The following is a 21,704-nucleotide window of genomic DNA, read 5'->3' as shown; positions in this document are numbered from 1 at the left end:
CCTCTAATCCCTTAAAGTTTTTCCTGTTAGGCTTAAGAATACATCTTCTAATTTTGATTCTTCATAACTTATTTTCTTAATATTAACTTCATATTCTTCCATAATAGTTAGTACAGTATGAAGCTTAAAATTAGAATCTATGGTTAGAGTAATACTATCTTCTTTTTCTTTAATATTTAATACCCCTTCTAATTTTTCTATCTTTATAATTACTTCAGCTGACAAGCCTTTTGCTTCGATAATTACTTTATTGTTAGGAAAAACTGAGGCTTTTATTTCCTCTTCACTGCCATAGGCTATTTCTTTGCCTAAATCAATTATAAAAACTCTCTTACAAAGCTCTTCAACTTCCTCCATATAATGAGATGTATAAATTACTGTAGTTCCCCACTCTTTGCATATATTCTTAGTAAAATTAAATATATGATTTCTTGATTGAGGATCTACACCAACTGTTGGCTCATCCATTATCAAAACTTTAGGATGATGCATAATTGCTGCTGCTATATTTAATCTTCTCTTCATACCACCTGAGAACTTTTTGACTTTTTCCTTCTTCTTTTCTACAAGTCCAGTAACCTCAAGAGCTTCCATTATTCTTATCTTAAGCTCTTTCCCCTTTAAGCCATATAAGGCTCCAAAAAACTCAAGATTATCATAAGCTGTAAGTTCCTCCATCAATGATATATCCTGTGGTACATATCCAATACATTCTTTTGCTTTTATTGGTTCTTTTAAAATATCATAGCCACAAATTTTAATTGTTCCACTATCTGGAACTAAAAGGCTTGTCATTATATTAATTAGTGTTGATTTCCCTGCACCATTAGGACCTATAAATCCAAATATTTCACCTTTTTCAACCTCATAACTTACATTGTCTAGAACTAGTTTATCATTAAATCTCTTTGTAACATTTTTAACTTCTATTATACTCATAAAAAATACCCCCTAGACTTTTCTTACTTCTATAGTAGTAAAAACCTAAGGGGATTGAAATCACTTAAAGTCACTACATAAATGACTTAAGTCACTATTCTATTTTCTATCTTCTGTATTTATTTTTCTCACTATTTTTTTGAACTCTTTCGTTTCCGTATTTAAAGCTTCCAGTAACTCTAGCCATTAAAAGTTGTGCGTCATATTCGTCTATATCCTCTAGTTCTTCTATAAATTTAGCAGCTCTATTGCCACTTAGTGTAACCACCTGTTTATTGTTCCAGTAAATCAATACTTTGTTATCCTTTGTAATTTTGTACATAAACATCTCTTGTTCTAGTCTGTGCCTTTTATCTATTTTTCTTATATTATCCATTTATTCCACCTTGTAATATAATTTTTTATGGCTCAATATATTTTTAACAGTAAAAGTTATAAAAACCTAGAGGATTAATATTATCTAAGTCACTATTCCATTTTTAAATGCAAAAATTGCAATTTGAGTTCTATCTCTAAGATTAAGTTTTGATAATATATTTGTAATATTATTTTTTATAGTACCTTCAGATAAATATACTTTATCTGAAATTTCTTTGTTACTTAATCCTTCTGCAATATATTTAATAATTTGAAGTTCTTTTTCTGAGAAGTTGTATTTTTCTAATTCCTTAAATTTATGTTCAGAATTATTTTTAGATAAAATCTTATTAGCAACATCGGGATGAACCACCATATTTCCCATGTACGCAGCTTTTATTCCTTCATATATAACATAATGAGAGCTATCCTTTAGCATATATCCAAAAGCACCATAAGCTAATGCATCTTGAATATATTCTTTATCATTAAAGGTAGTTAATATAATAACCTTAATTTTAGTAAATTGCTCCTTTATGAGCCTTGTTCCCATAACACCATCACATTCTTTCATTCTTATGTCCATAAGAACAACATCAATATCCCTTGATTTACATATTTCTAAAGCTTTATATCCATTTTCTGCAGTATCAACCACTTCAATATCATCAAAGGTTGAAAGCATAAGCTTTAATCCTTCTCGTATTAATTTTTCATCATCTACAATTAATATTTTTATCTTTTCCACTTATATCTCCCTTTCTCTAGGAATAACAATCTTAACAAAGAATCCATTTCCTAATTTAGAAGTAATATCTACTGTCCCACCAATTTCTTCAGTTCTTTCTTTTATATTTTTAAGCCCAAAACCACTTTCAATTATAGTGTCAGCTCCATTTCCATTATCTTTAAAAGAAATAACAAAGTCATTTTCTGTAAAATTCATAATTACGTTTATTTTAGTTGCCTTTCCGTGTTTTAATGAATTAGATAAAATTTCTTGAGTTATTCTATATAAATGAGTACTTTGCTTTGTAGATAATGTCCAGCTTCCCTTACATACTATAATTTTCACTTCAATTCCAGACATCTTCTCAAAATTTTTACATAGATCCTGTATTCGAATTATTCCTCTGTAATTATCATAATCATCAGATTTAAGTTCTTTCACTGCAGATTTAACATCTTGGAAGCTATCACTTATAAAACTTCTTAAGGAACTAATCATATCTTTTAAATTATTTCCTTCCTTAGTTGCTAATACTTCCATGGCTGATAATTGAATAATAGCTGTTGACAATGCATGTCCAACACTATCATGTATTTCTCTAGATATTCTATTTCTTTCTTTTAGTATTGTTAACTCTTCTATTGATGATACATATTCTTCAAGTTTATTATTAGCTTCAAGTAAATTTTCCTCAGATACTTTAAGTTTATCATATAGCCTCTGAGCTTCTTTTTTTGTATTATAAAGTCTTGATATATAATTTAATAAAATAGAAAAAATAATTATAATTACTAGATTTACAAATCCTTCTTCTATACTCTTATTAAATTTTGTGTATGCTGTTAATAGATATATTATAGGCAATAATATATATTTAACGCTTTTTACATTAAGTGAAATTGTATCTATAGTTGCTCCCACTAGATAAAATAATATGTTTCCTCCAAAGTTTAAACATGCTATTGAAGATATTATTAACTCTAAAATTATTGAAAGTATATTTATTCTATCACTTTTAAAATAGAAAATTCTAAGATTGTTATTTATAATAAATAGCAAAACAAATAGTACACTACTAATTCCAGTATTTTTTCCACTAATAATAATTTCAAATATTAATATAATAAAAGATATATATCTTATTAATAATAGTTCCTTACTTTTACTCATAATAATCTCCAATTTCTATATTATAAGTTAATAATACAATAAATTTTCCATTTATTGAATATCTATATTCTTCTAAAAAGAAAAGCACTCCAATTTTAATTTGAAGTACTTTATCTAAATATTATTTAATTATCTTTTCTTTTATATACTAGGTAAATCCCTGTACATACTAATAATAAGGCTACTAATATTTTTATATCGAAGATATTTTCCTTAAGTATTATTGCTGATAATATTGTTCCAAAGACAGGTATTAAGAAATTAAAAACAGATATTATTCCTACCTTATTATATTTTAAAAGTTGTGACCATAATGCAAAGGCTATGGCAGATAATAATGCCATATATATTAATAATGCAATTGATTTAGGGGTAAAGTTTATAAGATTTCCCCCTAAAATATACCCTATTATAGTTAAAATAAATCCACCTATAGCTAGTTGATATCCAGTTACAGTATAAGCATCTTTATTTTGACTTATTTTCTTGCTATATAATGATGAAACTGAAAGCATAAAAGCTGCTATCATTATAAAGCCTTCTCCTCTGAATGAAAATCCTCCTTGCAAAACTGAAGTTCCTCCTCCAAGATTTACAAGTACAACTCCTAAAAATCCAACTATACAGCCTAAAACTTTATTAAAATTTAACTTATCGTTTTTATATACAATATGAGCTAGTATAATACTAAAAAATGTTCCAGTTCCATTTACAATAGATCCTCTTACACCTGTTGTATATGTAAGACCTAAATAAAAAAATATATATTGAATGGTAGTTTGTCCAATTCCTAATATTGTTATTTCTTTTAAGTCTTTAGTAGTTAACTTAAATATGTTTTGCTTCATTATTATTTGTAATATAAGCACACAAATTCCTGCTAAGAAAAATCTATATCCAGCAAATATAAGCTTTCCTCCAACATCACTACTTGCAATATTAAAAAGTTCATATCCAACTTTAACAGCTGGAAAAGCACTTCCCCATAAAAATGTACAAATTATTGCTATAAAAATTATATTTATCTTATTAGTATAAAATTTTTCTTTATTCAAAAACATTCCTCTTTCCTATTTATCATTTTATTGCACATAAAAATAATTATACTCTATAATTTTATAAAAAGAAGTGCTACCTTTGAATTATTAAACTAATACTAATCTTTTTCATGCTTCAATTCTATAAAAACAGAGTAAAGATAATACTTTACTCTGTTCCTTCATATACTATATAATTAAATTAGCTGGTATATAAATTTTAATTTATGTGTTTTAGCGGACCATTAATTAATTTCTATACTGGCTATTTTTATTTTTAAAATCATATACTCACCTTTATGACATATCTCTATATCTTATTAATCAATATAATGGAATATTTATAGTTAAACAATCTGTCTTTTAAAAATTACTGAACCTTCATCTTCTTTTGGAATCCAGCCTACACCTTCATGAGGCTTTTTTAAACCCCCAACTAATTCCCATCCTGAATTTCCATAATCATTAAGTTCTTTCTGTAATTCTTCTGAATTCCCTAATCCTTTTATCGAAGTTATTTTAATGACTTTATATTCATATTTCATAATTTACATAGCCTCCTTCCTATATTTATTATTTACTTAAAATACTAATTTATTCTTCAATAGGAAACAATTTTCTTGTTTTGTTTGCTATTTTAACTAATGTCAACATTACTGGCACCTCAACTAGTACTCCAACAACTGTCGCTAGTGCTGCTCCCGATTGCAATCCAAAAAGAGAAATTGCTACTGCAACTGAAAGTTCAAAGAAATTACTTGCCCCTATCATTCCTGCTGGTGCTGCAATATTATGAGGTAACTTCCAAAGTTTTGCCCAAATATATGCAAATCCAAATATAAAAAATGTTTGAATTGTAAGTGGAATTGCAATTAGTAATATATGAATTGGATTATTTAATATAGTATCACCTTGGAATGAAAATAGTATTATTAAAGTTAAAAGTAATCCTATTATTGTTACATTGTCAAACTTCTTTAAAAATACATTTTCAAAATAATCTTTTCCCTTATTTTTAATTACTAAAGTTCGTGTTACATATCCTAATACTAAAGGAATTACAACAAATAATATAGTTGATAATATTAAAGTTCCAAATGGTATAGAAACATTCCCTATTCCTAGTAAAAATGCTACTATAGGTGTAAATGCAATTAAAATAATTAAATCATTTACTGCTACTTGAACTAAAGTATAAGCTGGATCACCTTTAGTTAAGTGACTCCATACAAATACCATTGCTGTACAAGGTGCTGCCCCTAATAAAACTGCTCCTGCTAAATACTCTTTAGCTAAATCTGGTGCAATAATCCCTTTAAATACTATAAGCAAGAAAAATGCTGCTATTACATACATAGTAAATGGCTTTATCAACCAGTTAGTAGTGCAAGTTACAATAAGTCCCTTTGGTTTTTTTGTAGCATTTAAAACACTTGAAAAATCTATTTTTAGCATCATTGGATATATCATAAGCCATATTAATATAGCTACTGGTATAGATACATTGTAATACTCAAACTTGTTTAATGTTTCAGGTATAATAGGAAGTAACTGTCCAATTGAAATACCTATTACAATACATACGGCAACCCATATTGTTAGATACTTTTCAAATACTCCTAGTCCCTTTCCTTTATTTTCTCCCATAATTCCCTCCTATATATCATTATTATAAATTCTCTTTGCTAAATTTTTTGTTTTTTCTTCTATAATTTTTGCAACTTTAATAAATTCTTCATCAGAGCTACCTTCTTTTTCATCATTAGTATCTCCTCCTATTTAATTACTTCTAATAATTTATCGCCTTTTACTTCTTCTGCTTTCCACTTTATTACTGCAAAGTTTCCATGAGATATTTCATCCACTTTATTTATCCATTTTATTTCATTACTTGCCTTAGCTTTTAATATTTCATTACTTGTATTAGTAGCATATAGGCTTGAATTTATTACCCACCACTTGCTATTTATACCCGCTCTATTTAAGTCTTTTTGTAATCTCATAGCCTCATATACAGGAGTAGTTTCTGCTAAAGTTACAATTATAACCTCTGTTTCTTTTTCATTTCTTAGTGTTGGTAAAAGCTTTTTAACTGATTCTGGTATATCTCCTTCTGATCTTTGAATTTCTCTATGATAGCTTTGAGTTGAATCTAGGAGTAATAGTGTATGACCTGTTGGTGCAGTATCAATAACTACAATTTCATTTTCTGATTTTTCAACGATTTCAGCAAAGGCTCTAAAAACTGCTATTTCTTGAGTGCAAGGGGATCTTAAATCTTCTTCAATATACTCAATATCAGCGCCACTCATTGTTTCTCTTGCTTTATTTAAAACTTCTTCCTTATAATTTTCTAGTTCTTCCTTCTCATCAATACGACTTAATGTAATTCCATAACCTTCATCTATAACAAATTTTAAATGTGCTGCAGGATCTGTTGTGGTTAAATGGACCTTTTTACCCTTTTTAGCTAATCCAATTGCAATGGCAGCTGCAATAGTTGTTTTACCTACGCCACCTTTTCCCATTGTAAAAATAACTTTTTTATTGGTATTAAATAAATCATCTATAACATTATTTAATCTTGGAATAAATGCTGAATTTAATAAATCTGTGCTTGCCTTAATATTATTATCTTTTAATAGTGATCTTACATTTTCAAGGCCTGTTATATTATAAGGTCTTAATGGTATTTCATAAGTTATAGTATTTTTTAATTCTTTTGGAATCTCTTCTAATGCACTTTGCTGTTTATAATATAATGCAGTAGATAATTCATCATCATGGCTTTGTAAAACTCCATTTATAACTAATATTTGATTTTTCACACCTATATCTTTAAGCTCATTTGATGCTCTTTCAGCTTCTTTTAATGGCGATTCTTCTGGCCTAGATACAAGTATAAGAGTGGTCTTTGTACTGTCAGCTAAATTAGAAACTGCATTCTTATAAACTTCCTTCTTGCTTTCAAGACCTGACAATTGTCCTAAACATGATGCACCATGAGTATTTTCACTTATAAAATTACTCCAAGCTGATGGTAATTGAAGCATTCTTAATGTATGTCCAGTTGGAGCCGTATCAAAAATTATATGATCAAATTCATTTGCCGCTTTTTCATCTGTAATAAATGAAGAAAACTCATTAAAAGCAGCAATTTCAACTGTACAAGATCCTGAAAGTTGCTCTTCCATATTGTTTAACACAGCTTCTGGTAATTTTCCTCTATATGGAGCTATAACACTTTCCTTATATTCTGCTGCTGCTGATTCAGGATCAAAATTTGCTATAACTAAATTAGGAACATCTTTTATTTCAACACCTTTATTATTTAGTTCTGTATCGAAAACATCTTGAAGATTTGAAGCTGGATCTGTACTAATAAGCATTATTTTCTTTCCTTTATCTGCTAAGAATACTGCTGTTGCACAAGCTACTGAAGTCTTGCCAACTCCACCTTTGCCTGTGAAAAATAAATATTTAGTTAGGTTTATCTCTTTTATATCAAATGTTTTATACATTTATATCACTCCTCATTAATTAACAGCATCCACCTTTACAGTTACAGCCATTAGATTTATTAACTTCTGCTTTTAATAAATCAGGAGATATACCTAGTAAATTACATATCTCTTCATTAGTTGGATAACTTCCTTTTTTTACAACCTTTCCATCAACCATTGTTACTGGTAGTACATCAACGCCTTGTTTCATCAATATTTCATTTATTGTTTTGTTATCAACAAATATTTGAGGATTACTTGTTAAGTTATATCTTTCAACTAATATACCTTTACTATTTAAGTTATTTAGTATTGTTGATATTCTTAAAAGTTCTGGATTTACAGATGGTCCACAAACCCCTGTAGAACAACACATTGCAGGATCGAAAATAATCATTTTTTTCATAATAATACACACTCCTTTAAAAATTTAATTATTTTTGCATACACATTCCTTTTGCTTACAAATACATTCTTCAGTATCAGTAATAATATTCATTAAGGTTAAAACTAATCTGTTAGCATTAGTAATATGTAATTTATAATAATTCCATATCCCATCTTTTCTAGATAATACTAGTCCACATTCAATCAATACCTTTATATGATGTGATAATGTGGGTTGAGTAAACTCAAAACTTTCTAATAAATCACATGCACATTTTTCTCCACATGATAAAATATCTAATATTTTCAACCTATTAGGATCACCTAATGCCTTAAAAATCTTTGCATTTATTTCGTAATCATTATTCATATTACTCCTCCTTAAATAGATGACCTTCTATTTATAATATAGATAAATATCTATATATTGTCAATATATTCCTGTTTAATATTAGTTTTATAATTAATTAAATAGACATATATCTATATGATATGATTTAACATTAACTTTGTTACATTTATAAAAGAAAAAAATGCATCTATGTAATTTTATTTATGACCTGGGATTTGCTCCAAGTCATCGTAAAATTAATAGATACACTTCAAAACTTAAGGAAGGAATTTATAAATACTTTTTTAAATATTATAAAATGCTTCCCATCATTGGATAATCTTCCTCTCCATTTCCTCCATTTATAGCCTTTATTCCAGAATGAAGAAATGTTGATCTTATTACTGAATTATTCCCATATCTATTTCTTATAGAATCAATAGCCTTATCTAAAGCACGTCGCTTTTCTATGGTTTTATTATCAAATAAAGAGCTTTGAAAAAATTCATTACTGCATAGCTTAGTTACTCTAACTCCAATTTGTCTTATAGCTTCTCCTCTCCAGCATTCTTCAAAAGCCTTAGATACTTCATTAAAAATTTCTTCCGTTGAATCTGTATAATTTTCTAGAGTCTTTTGATGAATATATCTTTCAAAATTAAATCCTTTTATTGATATTGCAACTACTTTACATAAACTCTCATTATTTCTTAATCTACTAGAAACAGATTCAGTAAGAGATAATATTACCTTTAATGCCTCTTCCTTAGTAGTAACATCCCAAGCTATAGTAGTTGAATTTCCAATACCTTTAACATCTATATAATTATATTTTCTAACAGAAGATTCATCTATTCCATTTGCATAATTATATATAACTTTACCATGGCTTTTAAAAACGCTTTGAAGTAGACTTAAATCAAAATTAGCTAAATCTCCAATAGTGCTTATATTTAGTTTATCTAAATTTCTTTTAGTTGCCCTTCCTACCATAAATAAATTATCTACAGGAAGTGGCCACATTTTATCTTTTATATCTTCTTTAAATAAAGTGTGTATTGAATCCTTAGGATCAAAATCACTAGCCATTTTAGCTAATAACTTATTACTGCTTATACCTATATTAACAGTAAATCCAAGTTCACTTTTTATTCTATTTTTTATTTCCAATGCTTTCTCCATATAAATTTCTTTATAATGACTCATATCCATAAAAACTTCATCTACTGAATATCTTTGTATTATGGGTGAATATTCATAAAGAAGGTTATACATAGCATTGCTACAATTTATATATAGCTTATAATTAGGTCTAAATATTTTTAAGCTTGGGCATTTCTTTAACGCTTCTACAATAGTTTCTCCTGTTTTTATTCCATATTTTTTTGCAGGTATAGATTTAGCAAGTACAATTCCATGTCTTTCATCTCTATTTCCACCTACAATAGATGGAATTGTTCGAATATCTTCTGTAATTTCTCCTAATTGTAGCATCCTAATAGCTGTCCATGAAAGGTATGCTGAATTAACATCTATGTGAAATACTATTCTTTCATTCAAGATATTCCCTTCCCTTCTAATACTTAAAAAGTATCCATTTATAAGTGCTTGAATCATATTTTATTTCATATAATTTTTCTTCCCCATTTATACAACTGCTACATAAGAATTTTTCCATTATACTACCTGCTAATCTTTCCTTTTCCCTTTTTAGTATTTTTTCTATTTTTATTACTTTAACTTCATCTTCATCTAACTTAAATCTAAGAGGATTAATAGAACCATCCTTATTAAACCATGCTATCATTTGTATTGGTTTAGCAACAACTTTCAAATATATCCCTCCCTTGGAAATCCCTAAATCAATTATATCGAACATATGTTCTTTTGTAAAGATAATTATATTATGCCTTTTTATTGGACAAAATATTCAAAAACTTATTTTCTTAAATAAAAAACCCAGTAAGATATCAAAGTGAACTGCCCCCTGTCTACTTGACAGGGGCAGTTCAGTCTTACTGGGTTTTTCTTATTTATTTAAGATATTAATTAAACTTATATATTAAACATTTGTACCATTTCATTTAGTTTTTGAGCAAGCTCTGCTTGGCTTTGAGCAGATTGAGCCACTTGTTCTATAGCCTTTGTAGCTTCTTTCATACTTTCTCTAATGTCTTCTGCTTTTTCACTTGATACTTGTGAAGATATAGATATATTTTGAACTGCTTCGGTAACTTGTCCAACTGTGGCTGTTATTTCTTCAGACATAGCTGCAATTTCATCAGACATATTACTTACAAAATCAGAATCATCATAATACTTATTGCCTGTTTCTCCATAAGAGTCTAATTGAAAGTTTACTTTAGTATTAATAAATTCTAACATATCAGTTCCAGCTTCAATACTAGCTTTAAATGCATTCTGAACTTTTGAAATTGTTTCTTTAATATTTTTTACTGCTTCTGCTGATTGCTCTGCAAGGGTTCTTACTTCCTCTGCAACAACTGCAAAGCCTTTTCCTTGTTCCCCTGCTCTTGCTGCTTCTATAGCTGCGTTTAAAGCAAGCAAATTAGTTTGACCAGCTATATCTCCAATGGTATCCATCATGATTTTTATATTTTCAACAACTTTACCATCTTCAATTGCCTTCTCCATCTTTTCTTTTTTCTCATTATAAATTTCTCTAGTTTCTTTAATTGCTTCTTCACTACTATTCTTAACTTCTTTAGCTCTCTTTTTAGCAGAATTTGATATATTACTTCCATCCATAGATTTTTCTGATAAAATATTTACACTTGCATCTACTTCTTCCATAGAAGCACTTATTTCTTCTGTTACTGCTCCATTTTCTTGTATTAAACTAGAAATGGAGTCTATAGATTCATCTATAATTATAGCTTTAGAAAATAACTCCTCTACTGTTGCTGATAATTCCTCTGATGATGCACCAATATTTTCAGAATCCTGAACTATTAATTTTACTAAAGAACTTACATTTTCTTGAGCCTTATTTAGTGCATCAGCAGTTTCTCCAAACTCATCCTTACTCTTAAAATTAATTGGATCACTAAAATCATAGGAAGATAGTCTTAAGGCGAAATCTTTAATTTTCATAATTGGATTTGTAATTTGTTTACTTGAAATAGATGCTAAAATTATGGAATTAATTAATGCTGCTATAAGTAAAATTATATTTATTATTATTCCATTTATTAAATCTCTTCTAAATTCTTCTGATTTTATATGTATTATATCATTAATATCGTCTATGTAATTTCCTGTTCCTACTACCCAATTAAAAGGCTTGTAAAGCTTACTATAACCTCTTTTTTCTACAGCTTCACTTCCTTCTCTTCTAGTAAACCAATAATCAGTATACCCTCCATTTTCTTTTTTACCATTTTCAATTATATCTTTTATCATATAATTTCCCTTAGCATCTTTGTCATTAAGCCTATTTTTGCCTTCTGTATTAGTTCCTAAATAAACAACATTTACCCCTTCAACAGTATCTGCCCAAAAATATCCCTCTTCTCCAAATCGTAGATTTCTTAATAACTCAGCACTTTGCTTTTTAGCTTCATCAATTGTAAGTTCTCCTGTTTTTGTTTTTTCATTAATTACATCAATCATAGAAATAGCAATTTCTACTTGTTCTTTAATCATCTTATCATAATCTTCTATTAAACTAGCTTTTTGAGTAGCTAAAACTTTATTATTATTTTCAATACTTCTTAAAGTCATTGTAATAGTTATTATTAAGGCTGTAACTAATGAAATTAGCATTGTCATAACAATTAATCTCGATCTAACCTTTAATCCTAATTTAACTTTTTTCATAAAATAGTCCTCCTTTTTAAAAAAATCCTTAGTATATATTTTTATAATTTCTTACTACTAATTATCTACATATAAATACTCGTATGAGAGTATTAAAACTGTACTATAAAATTTATTTTTTAATAATTTTTATTATTTAATATTTTTCTTTCTACTTATATATACTTAGGATAAAGTAAGACTATACATTTAAAGTTGTTTCATCAATCCACTTATATTCTGGTTTTATTTCTTTTATATCTTTAACTAATTTAAATAAAGCCACATCTTTTTCTTTGCATTCTAGCATTATATCTACATCTCTATTAAATATTTTTAACAATTCAATAAATTTTATAAAATCCTCTACATCTATATAATCTGAATGTTTTTTATCAACTTTATCTACCAAGGTCTTATCTTTTGGAGAAGAAAAATGCATTTTAGCAGGTAATTTTTCATTGCTCCATGTATTTAATATATCCTCTAATAAATCTTTAATGTCTTCTCCATTATTATTACAGTTATGATGATGTATATCTAAAACCATTGGAGTATTTAACTCTTGGCATAATTTTAAAGTTTCTTTAACTGTATAGGTTTTATCATCATTTTCAATTATAACTTTTTCTCTTATATCCTTAGGGAAAGTATTAAAATTTTCTACAAATCTTTTTAAGGCAGCTTCTTTTCCACCAGTAGCTCCACCTACATGAATTACCATTTTCCCTTCTTTATAATCCATATCTTCAAACCATTCAACTTGCCTTTGTAAATTTATAAGGGTATTTTCTACAACCTTAGAATTTGTGCTATTTATTACATTAAATTCATCAGGATGAGTATCAACTCTCATGTTAGATTCTTTAATAAGCTTTCCTATGTACTGAAAATCCTTTTTAAATATTTCTCTATGTCCCCAATAGCCAACCTCTGGATGAGTTACTAATGGAATTAAGGCAGAGGTTATTCTATAAAAGTGTATTTCCTTTTCTATATTATATTTTAATATTTCTTGAAGAGCTGCTAAATTTGATAATGTTACTGTTTTTAGCTTTTCTAATCTTTTTTCTTCAGAAAAAATTTTATTATAATTAGCAAAAGTAACAGTACTAGAGCTAGTCACTTTTTTACCTAATACCTTTGAAATTGCTACATAACCAATTCTTATTCTCATAATCAGTCTCCTTTGTTGGAAATAATTTTAAAAAATATATATAAATATTAAAAAGACCTCAATTGAGGTCCTAAAAATTTGGAAGTCATATTTTATGTTATTATACAGTTTCATTAATTTAACCCTTCATTTTATAAATGCCATATTCTCCTGTTTTTGCATCTTTAAAATATTCTTGCATAGGTGGCTTAAAGGTAAAAATTACAAATACTATAATATGAAGTAATATACCAATTAATGCAATATATCTTAACTTTTTATTCGGTAAAGTTATACAACCTATTATATAAGATACAGTTTGCCCTATTAGTATTCCTAATAAATAGGCTACTATGTCCACTATCATTTCAGTTGTTGCTCCAAGATCTTTGAAGAAAAAACTCCATAAAGCAGTTATAGAAAAGCAAACAATTTCAAATACTAAAATACAAATAAATTTACTAAATAAAAAGTTATTTGCTTCTTTTTTCACAAAAGCATATTCTACAATTGAGTATATTAAAATTGGATATAATCCAAGTTTCCAATGCTCCCAGATGCTTTCATTTATTGGTGCTATAAGTCCTACAATGATATTTTCATTTGATAGGTTATATAGGGAATGCCATAATACACCTAAAGCAAAAATTACAAATACACCTACTATTTCAAAATTAAATAACCTTTTGCACTTCATTTTATTTCTCCTTAAAACACTTCTATATTATTTTATGGAGAAATTTTAAAATAATACGTAAATAAAATTAGTAATTAATAAATTCAATTAATTTTTCCTTTGTTTTATCATCACAAAAGGATGCTTGTACACTATTTATATATATTTCTCTATATTCATCTAAAGTTATATTAAAGGTATTTAATACATTATTAGTTTCTTCATTTAATGTTACATTAGAAACTGTTCTATTATCAGTACTTATATTTACCTTTATACCCTCCTTATGATAGTTATATATCGGGTGATTAGAATATAGATTTACAGCTTTTGTGTCAATGTTACTCTTTGGGCACATCTCCAAAGTAACGCCTAAATTCTTTACTAAATCATAGGCTTCTTTATCATTATAGATAAAAACACCATGTCCTATTCTTTCAGCTCCTAAAAGATTTATAGAATCTCTTACATTTTTACCAAAGCCTGTTTCTCCAGCATGGATAGTAATTCTAAATCCCTTTTCCTTAGCTAATTTCATTGCATCTACATATTCATATGCGAAATCTTCTTTTTCTGTAGCAGCTAAATCTATTGCAACAACACCTTTTCCAAGAAACTTTGAACCTGCTTCTATAGAATCATATACATGTTCTAGGTCTAATCCTCTTATACAAGAAATTATTACATTACCTTTTATATCATAAAGTTTTTCCGCATACCTAATTCCTTCAATAACACTTTCAATTATTTCTTCTAATTCAAGGCCCTTTTTAGTATGAAAAATTGGAGCAAATCTTATTTCTATATACTTAATGTTTTCCTTTGCTGCATCTTCTAACAATTCAAAGGCTGCTCTTCTTAAATTTTCTTTAGTTTGTAATACCATATTAGGAAGATCAAATTTTTCTAAATACTCATCTAAAGAACTACAATTTTCTCCAACTGTCAATAAATTTTTAACATACTCATATTCATAACTATCTAAAGCTATTCCTTCTTCTTTAGCAAGTTCTATTACAGTTTCCACTCTTAAGCTTCCGTCTAAGTGGCAATGTAATTCTACTTTGGGCAACTTATTAATATCCATAAAATCACTCCTCTTTTTAAATAAACTTAAAATAAATATATAAAAATGTATAAAAAGGATATAGATATTATATTCTTTGCTCCGTCGCAAGCTCCAAGTCGCCAGAATATAATATCTATATCCTCTAACACTGAAGGAAAGGAATTTATAAAAAATTATTAAAAGGGTAATATTTTTATAAATTCCTAAAAAATAAAAAAATTCCTGATTACGAAGAAATCACAAATAAATGATTTCCCCGTAATCAAGAATTATTGGTTCTTGGTAGAGACCCCTAAACCATATTATTAGGGTTATACGAAGTATTTTATATCCATAATTTTAAATTATCATTATTTTACCATAGATACTAAATAAGTCAATATATTATTAGAAATTAAATGTATCTGGATCTGAACCAGTTCTAAGATTTTTATTCATGCCATTCATTAATTCAACTTCTTCATTAGTTAATTCAAAATCAAAGACATCAGCATTTTCTTTAATTCTATCTTCATGGACAGATTTAGGGAATACTACAATGCCTTTTTGTAGTAACCATCTAATTATTACTTGTGCTGCTGATTTATTATACTTTTTACCTATTTCTATTATTTCACTATTATTTAAGCAAGCACCTGAACCAAGTGGTGACCATGCCTCCAAAACTATCCCTTTTTCTTTGCACATTTCTAATATATCATTATCTTGCATTTGAGGATTAAATTCCATTTGATTTGCAGCTGGAACAATTTCCGTGTTATCTAATAAATCTTGTAAATGGTGTGTTTTAAAGTTTGAAACTCCTATTGCCTTTGCTCTTCCACCTTTATATATTTCCTCCATAACTTTATAGGATTTAATATATTTATCCTTAACTGGCCAGTGTATTAAATATAAATCAACATAGTCTAAACCAAGTTTCTTTAAGCTAGTTTCAAAAGCTTCCATTACTCTTTCATCTCTCATATCTTGATTCCATAACTTAGTTGTTATAAATAATTCTTCCCTTGGAATTCCACTTTCTTTTATGGCTTCTCCAACGGCTTCTTCATTTCCATAAACAGCAGCTGTATCTATATGTCTATAACCAGCTTTTAATGCAGCAAGAACTGCATTTTTAGTTTCTTCACCACTTCTCCAAACCCCTAAGCCTAATTGATAAATGCCATTTCCAGTATTCATCTTTATCTTACTATCTATATTCATATTCATACCTCCTAAAATATTAATTATATTTATAATTATATCAAAATAATTAGAAAAAACAAAAAATTCTAAATATAATTAATGAAAAGTTAGTTGGATTTACTTATTTTTGTAAAATAAAGACTATATCTTTCATGATGAAGATTATAAAAAGGTATTAATCTTACAACATCATTAGATTCATTACTAAAACTAAGTTCAAATTCTAAGTCATCTTTATTTTCTATTTTTTTCACTTTATTAAGTAGATTATGATCTTCGCTTACTATAATAGGTATATCTATATCCTTATGATTATTTAACTTTAAATGGTCTTCTACTATATCACTTTCTGGGAACTCTTCTCTACCAAAGGCACCTGCTAATACTAAAGGTCCATACATAAAGCAAACTTTATTTTCATCTTCCCTTGAATTATAGATGTGTAAATTCATATTTAATTTTATCTCTAAAGTATCACCTTTTTCCCAGAGTTTATTTACTGAAATATACCCTTTTTCTTTTGTAAAGCTTATTTCCTTATGATTTAATAGGACTTCAATATCACTACTAATCCAATATGGCACTCTAATTTTTAAAGTATACCTTTCATTATTACTTTCCTTGAAAATTATTTTTGTTTTTTCTTCCTTTGGAAAATCAGTAATTTGATTTATTTTTATATTTCTTTCTTGTAATTCTAGAGTTGAACTTATAAATAAGTTTACATATATATCATTATTATCTACATAATATATGTTCCTTGTATATTTACCTGGATTCTCCATTCCACTTCCTGTACAACACCAAAAAGAATTATCAGGAGAACAATACACCTTAAAATGTCCTGGCTTAGTAGATACAAAATAAGTTTTCATTCCAGTTATAGGATCTTGAGATGCAAGTATATGATTGTATAATGCTTTTTCATAATAGTCCATGTATTTACTATCATGATTCCACTTATATAAGTATTCTGTAAGCTTTAACATATTGTAAGTATTACAAGTTTCTGCTGTTGTAACTCCTAAAGCTTCAGTTCCTATCTTACCAAAGTGTTCATCAATACTATTTCCACCAAATGAATAGGATCTTTCATTAGTAACTATATTCCAGAAATATTCACAGGCATTTTTATATTTCATATCTTTTGTTATATCATATAATTTAGCTATTCCATGGATTTTAGGAATTTGAGTATTTGCATGCTTTTCTTCTAATTCATCTCTACTATTCATTAAAGGATATATAATTTCTTTATCTATAAATCTTATAGCTAAATTTAAATAATCCTTATTATTAGTTATTTCATAAAGTTCTCCAAAAACTTCACACATTCCACCATGTTCACAATAAAGCATTTTATCAAATTCTTCTTCTGTTAAATTATCTAATCCCTTTTTTGCCCAATCAGATAATTTAATTAATATTTTTAAAGCTTTTTCATTATTAGTTAACTTACAACAATCTAAAAGTCCTGCATATATTTTATGGATGCTATACCAAGGAACCCAACTATCTCCTAAATCAAATCTTGATACATTAAAATTTTTACTAAAAACCTTATCAAAGCAATCCTTTTTAAAGCCACTTACATAGCCACTTTTTTCTACCTCTTGTAAGTAACTTAATTCATCTATTACATAATTTATCTTTTCTTTAATCTTTATATCATCTGTTGCTATATACATATAGGATAATGCTGAAAGGTAGTGACCAAGAGAATGACCACTTATTTCTCTTTCTTCCCATCCACCATATCTATGTTTTTTAGGTTTTAGTCCAATTGCTTCATAGCAAGGTGCTAATAGGCTATCAGCATCTAAGTAAAGTAAATATGCCTTTCCTTTATTTTCTGAATCCTTAAATATTCCATTTAATAAACTTATTTTATTCATATATAACCTCTCAAAATTTTATAAAAAAATAATATCAATTCTTATACTAGTGGTACTCAAATTGATATTATTTTTTATATTTAATTAGTATTTATTATTTTACCAATATCGATTTTTATTTGGACAATAATTCTTTTTAACAGCAGCTCTAATTTCAACGAAGCATCCACAAAGCTTGCACATTCCATTTATTAATAGGTCACATTCCTTACATATATTTAGTCTTCTTTCATATTCTTCATCACTAGACTTAATATAATCATCAATTGCAGAAATGTATTCCTTCATATGAATATATTCTTCATCACTTAAAACTTCATCCATAAGGCATCTTTTGCAAAATGGTTTACTCATATTATTCAATAATAAATCTCATAACACTGCATTTTGGAATTGTAAAGCTTAATCCTTTTTCTGTTACTGTGAAATCATTAAATTCTTTAATAGTAACAGTATTAGGGTCTTCAAATGTATTGCACGCATTCATTTCATTAGTTAATATATTTGCTGTAATCTTTGTAGGATTTTTACCTAACAATTCTGTTTCTACATTATAATCCTCAGTTAAAGATAAATTATTAATAGTAAATATTATTCTACCATTCTTATCTACTGAAGCTGATTCATGTAAATTAGGTACTAAACTATCCTCTTCTAATCCTATTTCTTTAGTCTCAATATAACTTTCTAAAAGAGTTGCTTCTTGGTGATCTTTATACATATTAAATACATGATAAGTTGGTGTTAATATCATCTTTTCACCTTCTGTTAATATAACAGCTTGTAGTACATTTACTATTTGAGCTATATTAGCCATCTTTACTCTTCTTGAATTTTTATTAAAAATATTTAAGTTAATACCAGCAATAAGAGCATCTCTCATAGTATTTTGTTGATATAAGAAACCTGGGTTAGTTCCAGCTTCAACATCATACCAGCTACCCCATTCATCTACAATTAAAGCAACTCTTTCTTCTTTATCATATTTATTCATTATTTTCATATGATTTTTTATAAATTCATCCATTTCAAGAGTTTTCTTCAATGTTTTATACCAAGCTTCATTATCAAAATCTCTAGCATCACCTTTATTACTCCATCCACCTGGGAAAGTATAATAATGTAAACTTAATCCGTCCATGAAATTACCAGCAGATTTCATTAGCTCTTCTGTCCATTCATAATCATTATCATGAGGGCCACAAGCTATTTTATATAATTGATTTCCTGGATAGTTTCTGCAATAAGTTTGATATCTTCTATACATATTAGCATAGAATTCTGCAGTCATATTTCCACCACAGCCCCAATTTTCATTACCTACTCCAAAGTATTTAACCTTCCAAGCTGCTTCGTGTCCATTTTCTTTTCTAAGATCAGCCATTGGAGATACTCCATCAAAAGTTAAATATTCCACCCATTCTGACATTTCTTGAACTGTACCACTACCTAAATTACCATTTATATAAGGTTCACATTCAAGTTGTCTGCATAACTCCATAAATTCATGAGTTCCAAAACTATTATCTTCTAAAGTTCCACCCCAATGAGTGTTTATAAGTTTCTTTCTATTTTTCTTTGGACCAATACCATCTTTCCAATGGTATTCATCAGCAAAACAACCACCTGGCCATCTTAAAACTGGAATTTTTATTTCCTTTAAAGCTTCTACAACATCTTTTCTCATCCCATTTACATTTGGTATATCAGAATCTTCTCCAACATATATTCCTTCATAAATGCATCTTCCTAAATGTTCTGAAAAGTGTCCATAGATTTCCTTATTTATTTTTGAAAGTTGTTTTTCAGTGTTTATTATATACTTTGCCATTTCTTCACCTCTTAAGTTTTATTATTTTAAATATTATAATTATTTTAAATATTATAATTATTTAAATTTGATTTTTACTACTAAATTCCTAAGTTTATTATTTATTTAGCATCCAATAAATACCATTCCACTTTAGTTCATTTGAAAAATCTCTTATATTTGTATTTTTTCCTATAACAACAACTTCTAAGTCATACATATCTGCAAGACTACATAATTGTTCTGAATCAACTACATATGAAAATGAAGTATGATGAGCTCCACCAGCTAATATCCATGCTTCAGCACCTATTTTTAATGATGGTTCTGGAGTCCATAAAACTCTAGCAACTGGAAGATTAGGTAAATCCTTTTCAACTTCCTTTGCATTTACTTCATTAATTATTAATCTCATTCTTCCACCTAAGTCTACTAAGGAAGCACATATAGCCTTACCTGCTTGTCCATTAAATATAAGTCTAGCTGGATCCCCCTTATCTCCAATTGATAAAGGTTTTACATCTATTATTGGCTTATTAGCAGAAATTGTTGGGCAAACTTCTAACATATGAGCTCCTAATATCATTTCATTACCTGGTTCAAAATGATATGTGTAATCTTCCATAAAGGAAGTACCAATATTATTTGCCATTATTTTCATAAGTCTTACTAAGCCAGCAGTTTTCCAATCTCCTTCTCCGCCAAAGCCATAGCCCTCTTCCATAAGTCTTTGTACAGCTAAGCCTGGTAATTGTTCCATACCATGTAGTACTTGGAAATTAGTTGTGAAAGCAGTATATTCTCCTTTTTCAAGGAATCTTCTTAGTGCAATTTCTACTTTAGCTTGATATTTTATAGAGTCTCTAATAGCACCATCGACTTGTCCTTCTTTACAAATATCATATTTTTCTTCATAAACCTTCATTAAATCTTCTACTTCTTCTGATTTAACTTTATCTATTTCTTCTACTAAATCTCCAATTCCAAAAGCATCACAAGTCCATCCAAGTTTTATTGCTGCTTCTACCTTATCACCTTCAGTTACAGCAACATTTCTCATATTATCATCAAATCTAGCTATTTTTATATTTTGTCCTTCTACAAAGGCAACAGCAACGCCCATCCATTTATTTATATCCTTATGAACTTCTTTGTCTTGCCAATGTCCAACTATAACTTTTCTTTTATTTTTCATTCTTGTATTTATGAATCCAAATTCTCTATCTCCATGAGCTGATTGATTTAAATTCATAAAGTCCATATCTATAGTTTCCCATGGTATATCTCTATTAAATTGAGTGTGGAAATGAAGTTGTGGCTTGTTTAAAATAGATAAGCCTTTAATCCACATTTTAGCTGGTGAAAATGTATGCATCCATGTAATTATTCCTGCACAATTTTCATCATTATTTGCTTGTAAACAAACATCATAAATTTCTTTAGCATTTCTAACTGTTGGCTTATAAACTATATTGTATTTTATATCTTCAATTTCATTTAATCCTTCAACAATTTTTTGAGAATCTATAGCAACTTGATTTAATGTTTCTTCTCCATATAAATCTTGACTACCTGTTACAAACCAAAAATTATATTCTTTAACATTTAACATATAAAACCCTCCTATTCCTTATATT

General features: G+C 27.8%; 21 protein-coding genes, 1 pseudogene and 1 riboswitch. All 22 genes and pseudogenes read right to left on the bottom strand.

The features are described from left to right. Nucleotides 1–3 precede the first annotated feature (3 nt). The 22 genes and pseudogenes from ACFYH6_RS09125 to araA all read right to left on the bottom strand — a co-directional run bounded on the left by ACFYH6_RS09125 (nucleotide 4) and on the right by araA (nucleotide 21,679). Nucleotides 4–939, bottom strand: a complete 936-nt coding sequence (locus ACFYH6_RS09125; RefSeq protein ID WP_416179390.1) for an ATP-binding cassette domain-containing protein — start codon at nucleotides 937–939, stop codon at nucleotides 4–6. 106 nt (nucleotides 940–1,045) lie between these two features. Continuing rightward, entirely contained in the window at nucleotides 1,046–1,261 is a 216-nt protein-coding gene (locus tag ACFYH6_RS09120) for a hypothetical protein (RefSeq protein ID WP_416246457.1), read from the bottom strand. Between the two features lie 138 nt (nucleotides 1,262–1,399). Continuing rightward, a complete protein-coding gene (locus ACFYH6_RS09115; protein WP_416179392.1) occupies nucleotides 1,400–2,044 on the bottom strand; it encodes a response regulator transcription factor in 645 nt (214 codons plus the stop codon). Further along, nucleotides 2,045–3,196: a sensor histidine kinase gene (locus tag ACFYH6_RS09110; protein ID WP_416179393.1), complete on the bottom strand. Its 1,152-nt coding sequence runs from the start codon at nucleotides 3,194–3,196 to the stop codon at nucleotides 2,045–2,047. Between the two features lie 125 nt (nucleotides 3,197–3,321). Further along, entirely contained in the window at nucleotides 3,322–4,251 is a 930-nt protein-coding gene (locus ACFYH6_RS09105; protein ID WP_416179394.1) for a DMT family transporter, read from the bottom strand. Nucleotides 4,252–4,580: 329 nt separating this feature from the next. After that, nucleotides 4,581–4,778: a DUF4177 domain-containing protein gene (locus ACFYH6_RS09100; protein ID WP_316342813.1), complete on the bottom strand. Its 198-nt coding sequence runs from the start codon at nucleotides 4,776–4,778 to the stop codon at nucleotides 4,581–4,583. A 49-nt stretch (nucleotides 4,779–4,827) separates the two neighbouring features. Then, a complete protein-coding gene (arsB, locus tag ACFYH6_RS09095; RefSeq protein WP_416179395.1) occupies nucleotides 4,828–5,880 on the bottom strand; it encodes an ACR3 family arsenite efflux transporter in 1,053 nt (350 codons plus the stop codon). A gap of 9 nt (nucleotides 5,881–5,889) precedes the next feature. After that, nucleotides 5,890–5,982, bottom strand: a pseudogene (locus ACFYH6_RS09090) (arsenate reductase ArsC); the annotation flags it as partial. A 26-nt stretch (nucleotides 5,983–6,008) separates the two neighbouring features. After that, nucleotides 6,009–7,754, bottom strand: coding sequence for an arsenical pump-driving ATPase (arsA, locus tag ACFYH6_RS09085; RefSeq protein ID WP_416179396.1), 1,746 nt, complete (start codon nucleotides 7,752–7,754; stop codon nucleotides 6,009–6,011). Between the two features lie 19 nt (nucleotides 7,755–7,773). Then, nucleotides 7,774–8,142, bottom strand: coding sequence for an arsenite efflux transporter metallochaperone ArsD (gene arsD, locus ACFYH6_RS09080; protein WP_416179397.1), 369 nt, complete (start codon nucleotides 8,140–8,142; stop codon nucleotides 7,774–7,776). A gap of 24 nt (nucleotides 8,143–8,166) precedes the next feature. Beyond that, nucleotides 8,167–8,493, bottom strand: a complete 327-nt coding sequence (locus ACFYH6_RS09075; protein ID WP_416179398.1) for an ArsR/SmtB family transcription factor — start codon at nucleotides 8,491–8,493, stop codon at nucleotides 8,167–8,169. 273 nt (nucleotides 8,494–8,766) lie between these two features. Next, nucleotides 8,767–10,014 (bottom strand): DNA polymerase thumb domain-containing protein, encoded by a 1,248-nt coding sequence (locus tag ACFYH6_RS09070; RefSeq protein WP_416179399.1) that lies wholly within the window; start codon nucleotides 10,012–10,014, stop codon nucleotides 8,767–8,769. Nucleotides 10,015–10,030: 16 nt separating this feature from the next. Beyond that, the gene (locus ACFYH6_RS09065; protein ID WP_316342807.1) at nucleotides 10,031–10,288 is read right to left on the bottom strand and encodes a hypothetical protein; all 258 of its coding nucleotides are present in this window, start codon (nucleotides 10,286–10,288) and stop codon (nucleotides 10,031–10,033) included. 221 nt (nucleotides 10,289–10,509) lie between these two features. Continuing rightward, the gene (locus tag ACFYH6_RS09060; protein WP_416179400.1) at nucleotides 10,510–12,294 is read right to left on the bottom strand and encodes a methyl-accepting chemotaxis protein; all 1,785 of its coding nucleotides are present in this window, start codon (nucleotides 12,292–12,294) and stop codon (nucleotides 10,510–10,512) included. Nucleotides 12,295–12,475: 181 nt separating this feature from the next. Next, a complete protein-coding gene (gene uvsE, locus ACFYH6_RS09055) occupies nucleotides 12,476–13,450 on the bottom strand; it encodes a UV DNA damage repair endonuclease UvsE (RefSeq protein ID WP_416179401.1) in 975 nt (324 codons plus the stop codon). Between the two features lie 118 nt (nucleotides 13,451–13,568). Then, nucleotides 13,569–14,126: a DUF6512 family protein gene (locus ACFYH6_RS09050; protein WP_316342804.1), complete on the bottom strand. Its 558-nt coding sequence runs from the start codon at nucleotides 14,124–14,126 to the stop codon at nucleotides 13,569–13,571. 67 nt (nucleotides 14,127–14,193) lie between these two features. Continuing rightward, complete coding sequence (gene add / locus ACFYH6_RS09045) at nucleotides 14,194–15,192, bottom strand: adenosine deaminase (RefSeq protein WP_416179402.1); 999 nt, start codon at nucleotides 15,190–15,192, stop codon at nucleotides 14,194–14,196. A gap of 221 nt (nucleotides 15,193–15,413) precedes the next feature. Next, a riboswitch (purine riboswitch) is annotated at nucleotides 15,414–15,513 on the bottom strand. A gap of 48 nt (nucleotides 15,514–15,561) precedes the next feature. After that, nucleotides 15,562–16,380, bottom strand: coding sequence for an aldo/keto reductase (locus ACFYH6_RS09040; protein WP_416179403.1), 819 nt, complete (start codon nucleotides 16,378–16,380; stop codon nucleotides 15,562–15,564). Nucleotides 16,381–16,469: 89 nt separating this feature from the next. After that, nucleotides 16,470–18,257: a beta-L-arabinofuranosidase domain-containing protein gene (locus ACFYH6_RS09035; RefSeq protein WP_416179404.1), complete on the bottom strand. Its 1,788-nt coding sequence runs from the start codon at nucleotides 18,255–18,257 to the stop codon at nucleotides 16,470–16,472. A 99-nt stretch (nucleotides 18,258–18,356) separates the two neighbouring features. Next, on the bottom strand, nucleotides 18,357–18,611 hold the full coding sequence (locus ACFYH6_RS09030) for a DUF6171 family protein (RefSeq protein WP_416179505.1): 255 nt from the start codon (nucleotides 18,609–18,611) through the stop codon (nucleotides 18,357–18,359). A 1-nt stretch (nucleotide 18,612) separates the two neighbouring features. Then, nucleotides 18,613–20,088 (bottom strand): alpha-N-arabinofuranosidase, encoded by a 1,476-nt coding sequence (locus ACFYH6_RS09025; protein ID WP_416179405.1) that lies wholly within the window; start codon nucleotides 20,086–20,088, stop codon nucleotides 18,613–18,615. A 97-nt stretch (nucleotides 20,089–20,185) separates the two neighbouring features. Next, on the bottom strand, nucleotides 20,186–21,679 hold the full coding sequence (gene araA, locus ACFYH6_RS09020; RefSeq protein WP_416179406.1) for an L-arabinose isomerase: 1,494 nt from the start codon (nucleotides 21,677–21,679) through the stop codon (nucleotides 20,186–20,188). Between the last annotated feature and the right edge of the window lie 25 nt (nucleotides 21,680–21,704).

Source organism: Clostridium sp. HCS.1, assembly GCF_047900555.1.
GTDB lineage: Bacteria > Bacillota > Clostridia > Clostridiales > Clostridiaceae > Clostridium.
The sequence above is the reverse complement of the archived record's forward strand: the minus strand, read 5'-3'. Positions and strand labels throughout refer to the sequence as shown.

Excerpts from the sequence above, each read along its gene's own strand:
- ACFYH6_RS09125 (WP_416179390.1), bottom strand. The coding sequence starts at position 939 with ATGAGTATAATAGAAGTTAAAAATGTTACAAAGAGATTTAATGATAAA.
- ACFYH6_RS09120 (WP_416246457.1), bottom strand. The coding sequence starts at position 1,261 with ATGTACAAAATTACAAAGGATAACAAAGTATTGATTTACTGGAACAAT.
- ACFYH6_RS09110 (WP_416179393.1), bottom strand. The coding sequence starts at position 3,196 with ATGAGTAAAAGTAAGGAACTATTATTAATAAGATATATATCTTTTATT.
- ACFYH6_RS09100 (WP_316342813.1), bottom strand. The coding sequence starts at position 4,778 with ATGAAATATGAATATAAAGTCATTAAAATAACTTCGATAAAAGGATTA.
- arsB (WP_416179395.1), bottom strand. The coding sequence starts at position 5,880 with ATGGGAGAAAATAAAGGAAAGGGACTAGGAGTATTTGAAAAGTATCTA.
- arsA (WP_416179396.1), bottom strand. The coding sequence starts at position 7,754 with ATGTATAAAACATTTGATATAAAAGAGATAAACCTAACTAAATATTTA.
- arsD (WP_416179397.1), bottom strand. The coding sequence starts at position 8,142 with ATGAAAAAAATGATTATTTTCGATCCTGCAATGTGTTGTTCTACAGGG.
- ACFYH6_RS09075 (WP_416179398.1), bottom strand. The coding sequence starts at position 8,493 with ATGAATAATGATTACGAAATAAATGCAAAGATTTTTAAGGCATTAGGT.
- ACFYH6_RS09060 (WP_416179400.1), bottom strand. The coding sequence starts at position 12,294 with ATGAAAAAAGTTAAATTAGGATTAAAGGTTAGATCGAGATTAATTGTT.
- uvsE (WP_416179401.1), bottom strand. The coding sequence starts at position 13,450 with ATGAGAATAAGAATTGGTTATGTAGCAATTTCAAAGGTATTAGGTAAA.
- ACFYH6_RS09050 (WP_316342804.1), bottom strand. The coding sequence starts at position 14,126 with ATGAAGTGCAAAAGGTTATTTAATTTTGAAATAGTAGGTGTATTTGTA.
- add (WP_416179402.1), bottom strand. The coding sequence starts at position 15,192 with ATGGATATTAATAAGTTGCCCAAAGTAGAATTACATTGCCACTTAGAC.
- ACFYH6_RS09040 (WP_416179403.1), bottom strand. The coding sequence starts at position 16,380 with ATGAATATAGATAGTAAGATAAAGATGAATACTGGAAATGGCATTTAT.
- ACFYH6_RS09035 (WP_416179404.1), bottom strand. The coding sequence starts at position 18,257 with ATGAATAAAATAAGTTTATTAAATGGAATATTTAAGGATTCAGAAAAT.
- ACFYH6_RS09030 (WP_416179505.1), bottom strand. The coding sequence starts at position 18,611 with ATGAGTAAACCATTTTGCAAAAGATGCCTTATGGATGAAGTTTTAAGT.
- ACFYH6_RS09025 (WP_416179405.1), bottom strand. The coding sequence starts at position 20,088 with ATGGCAAAGTATATAATAAACACTGAAAAACAACTTTCAAAAATAAAT.
- araA (WP_416179406.1), bottom strand. The coding sequence starts at position 21,679 with ATGTTAAATGTTAAAGAATATAATTTTTGGTTTGTAACAGGTAGTCAA.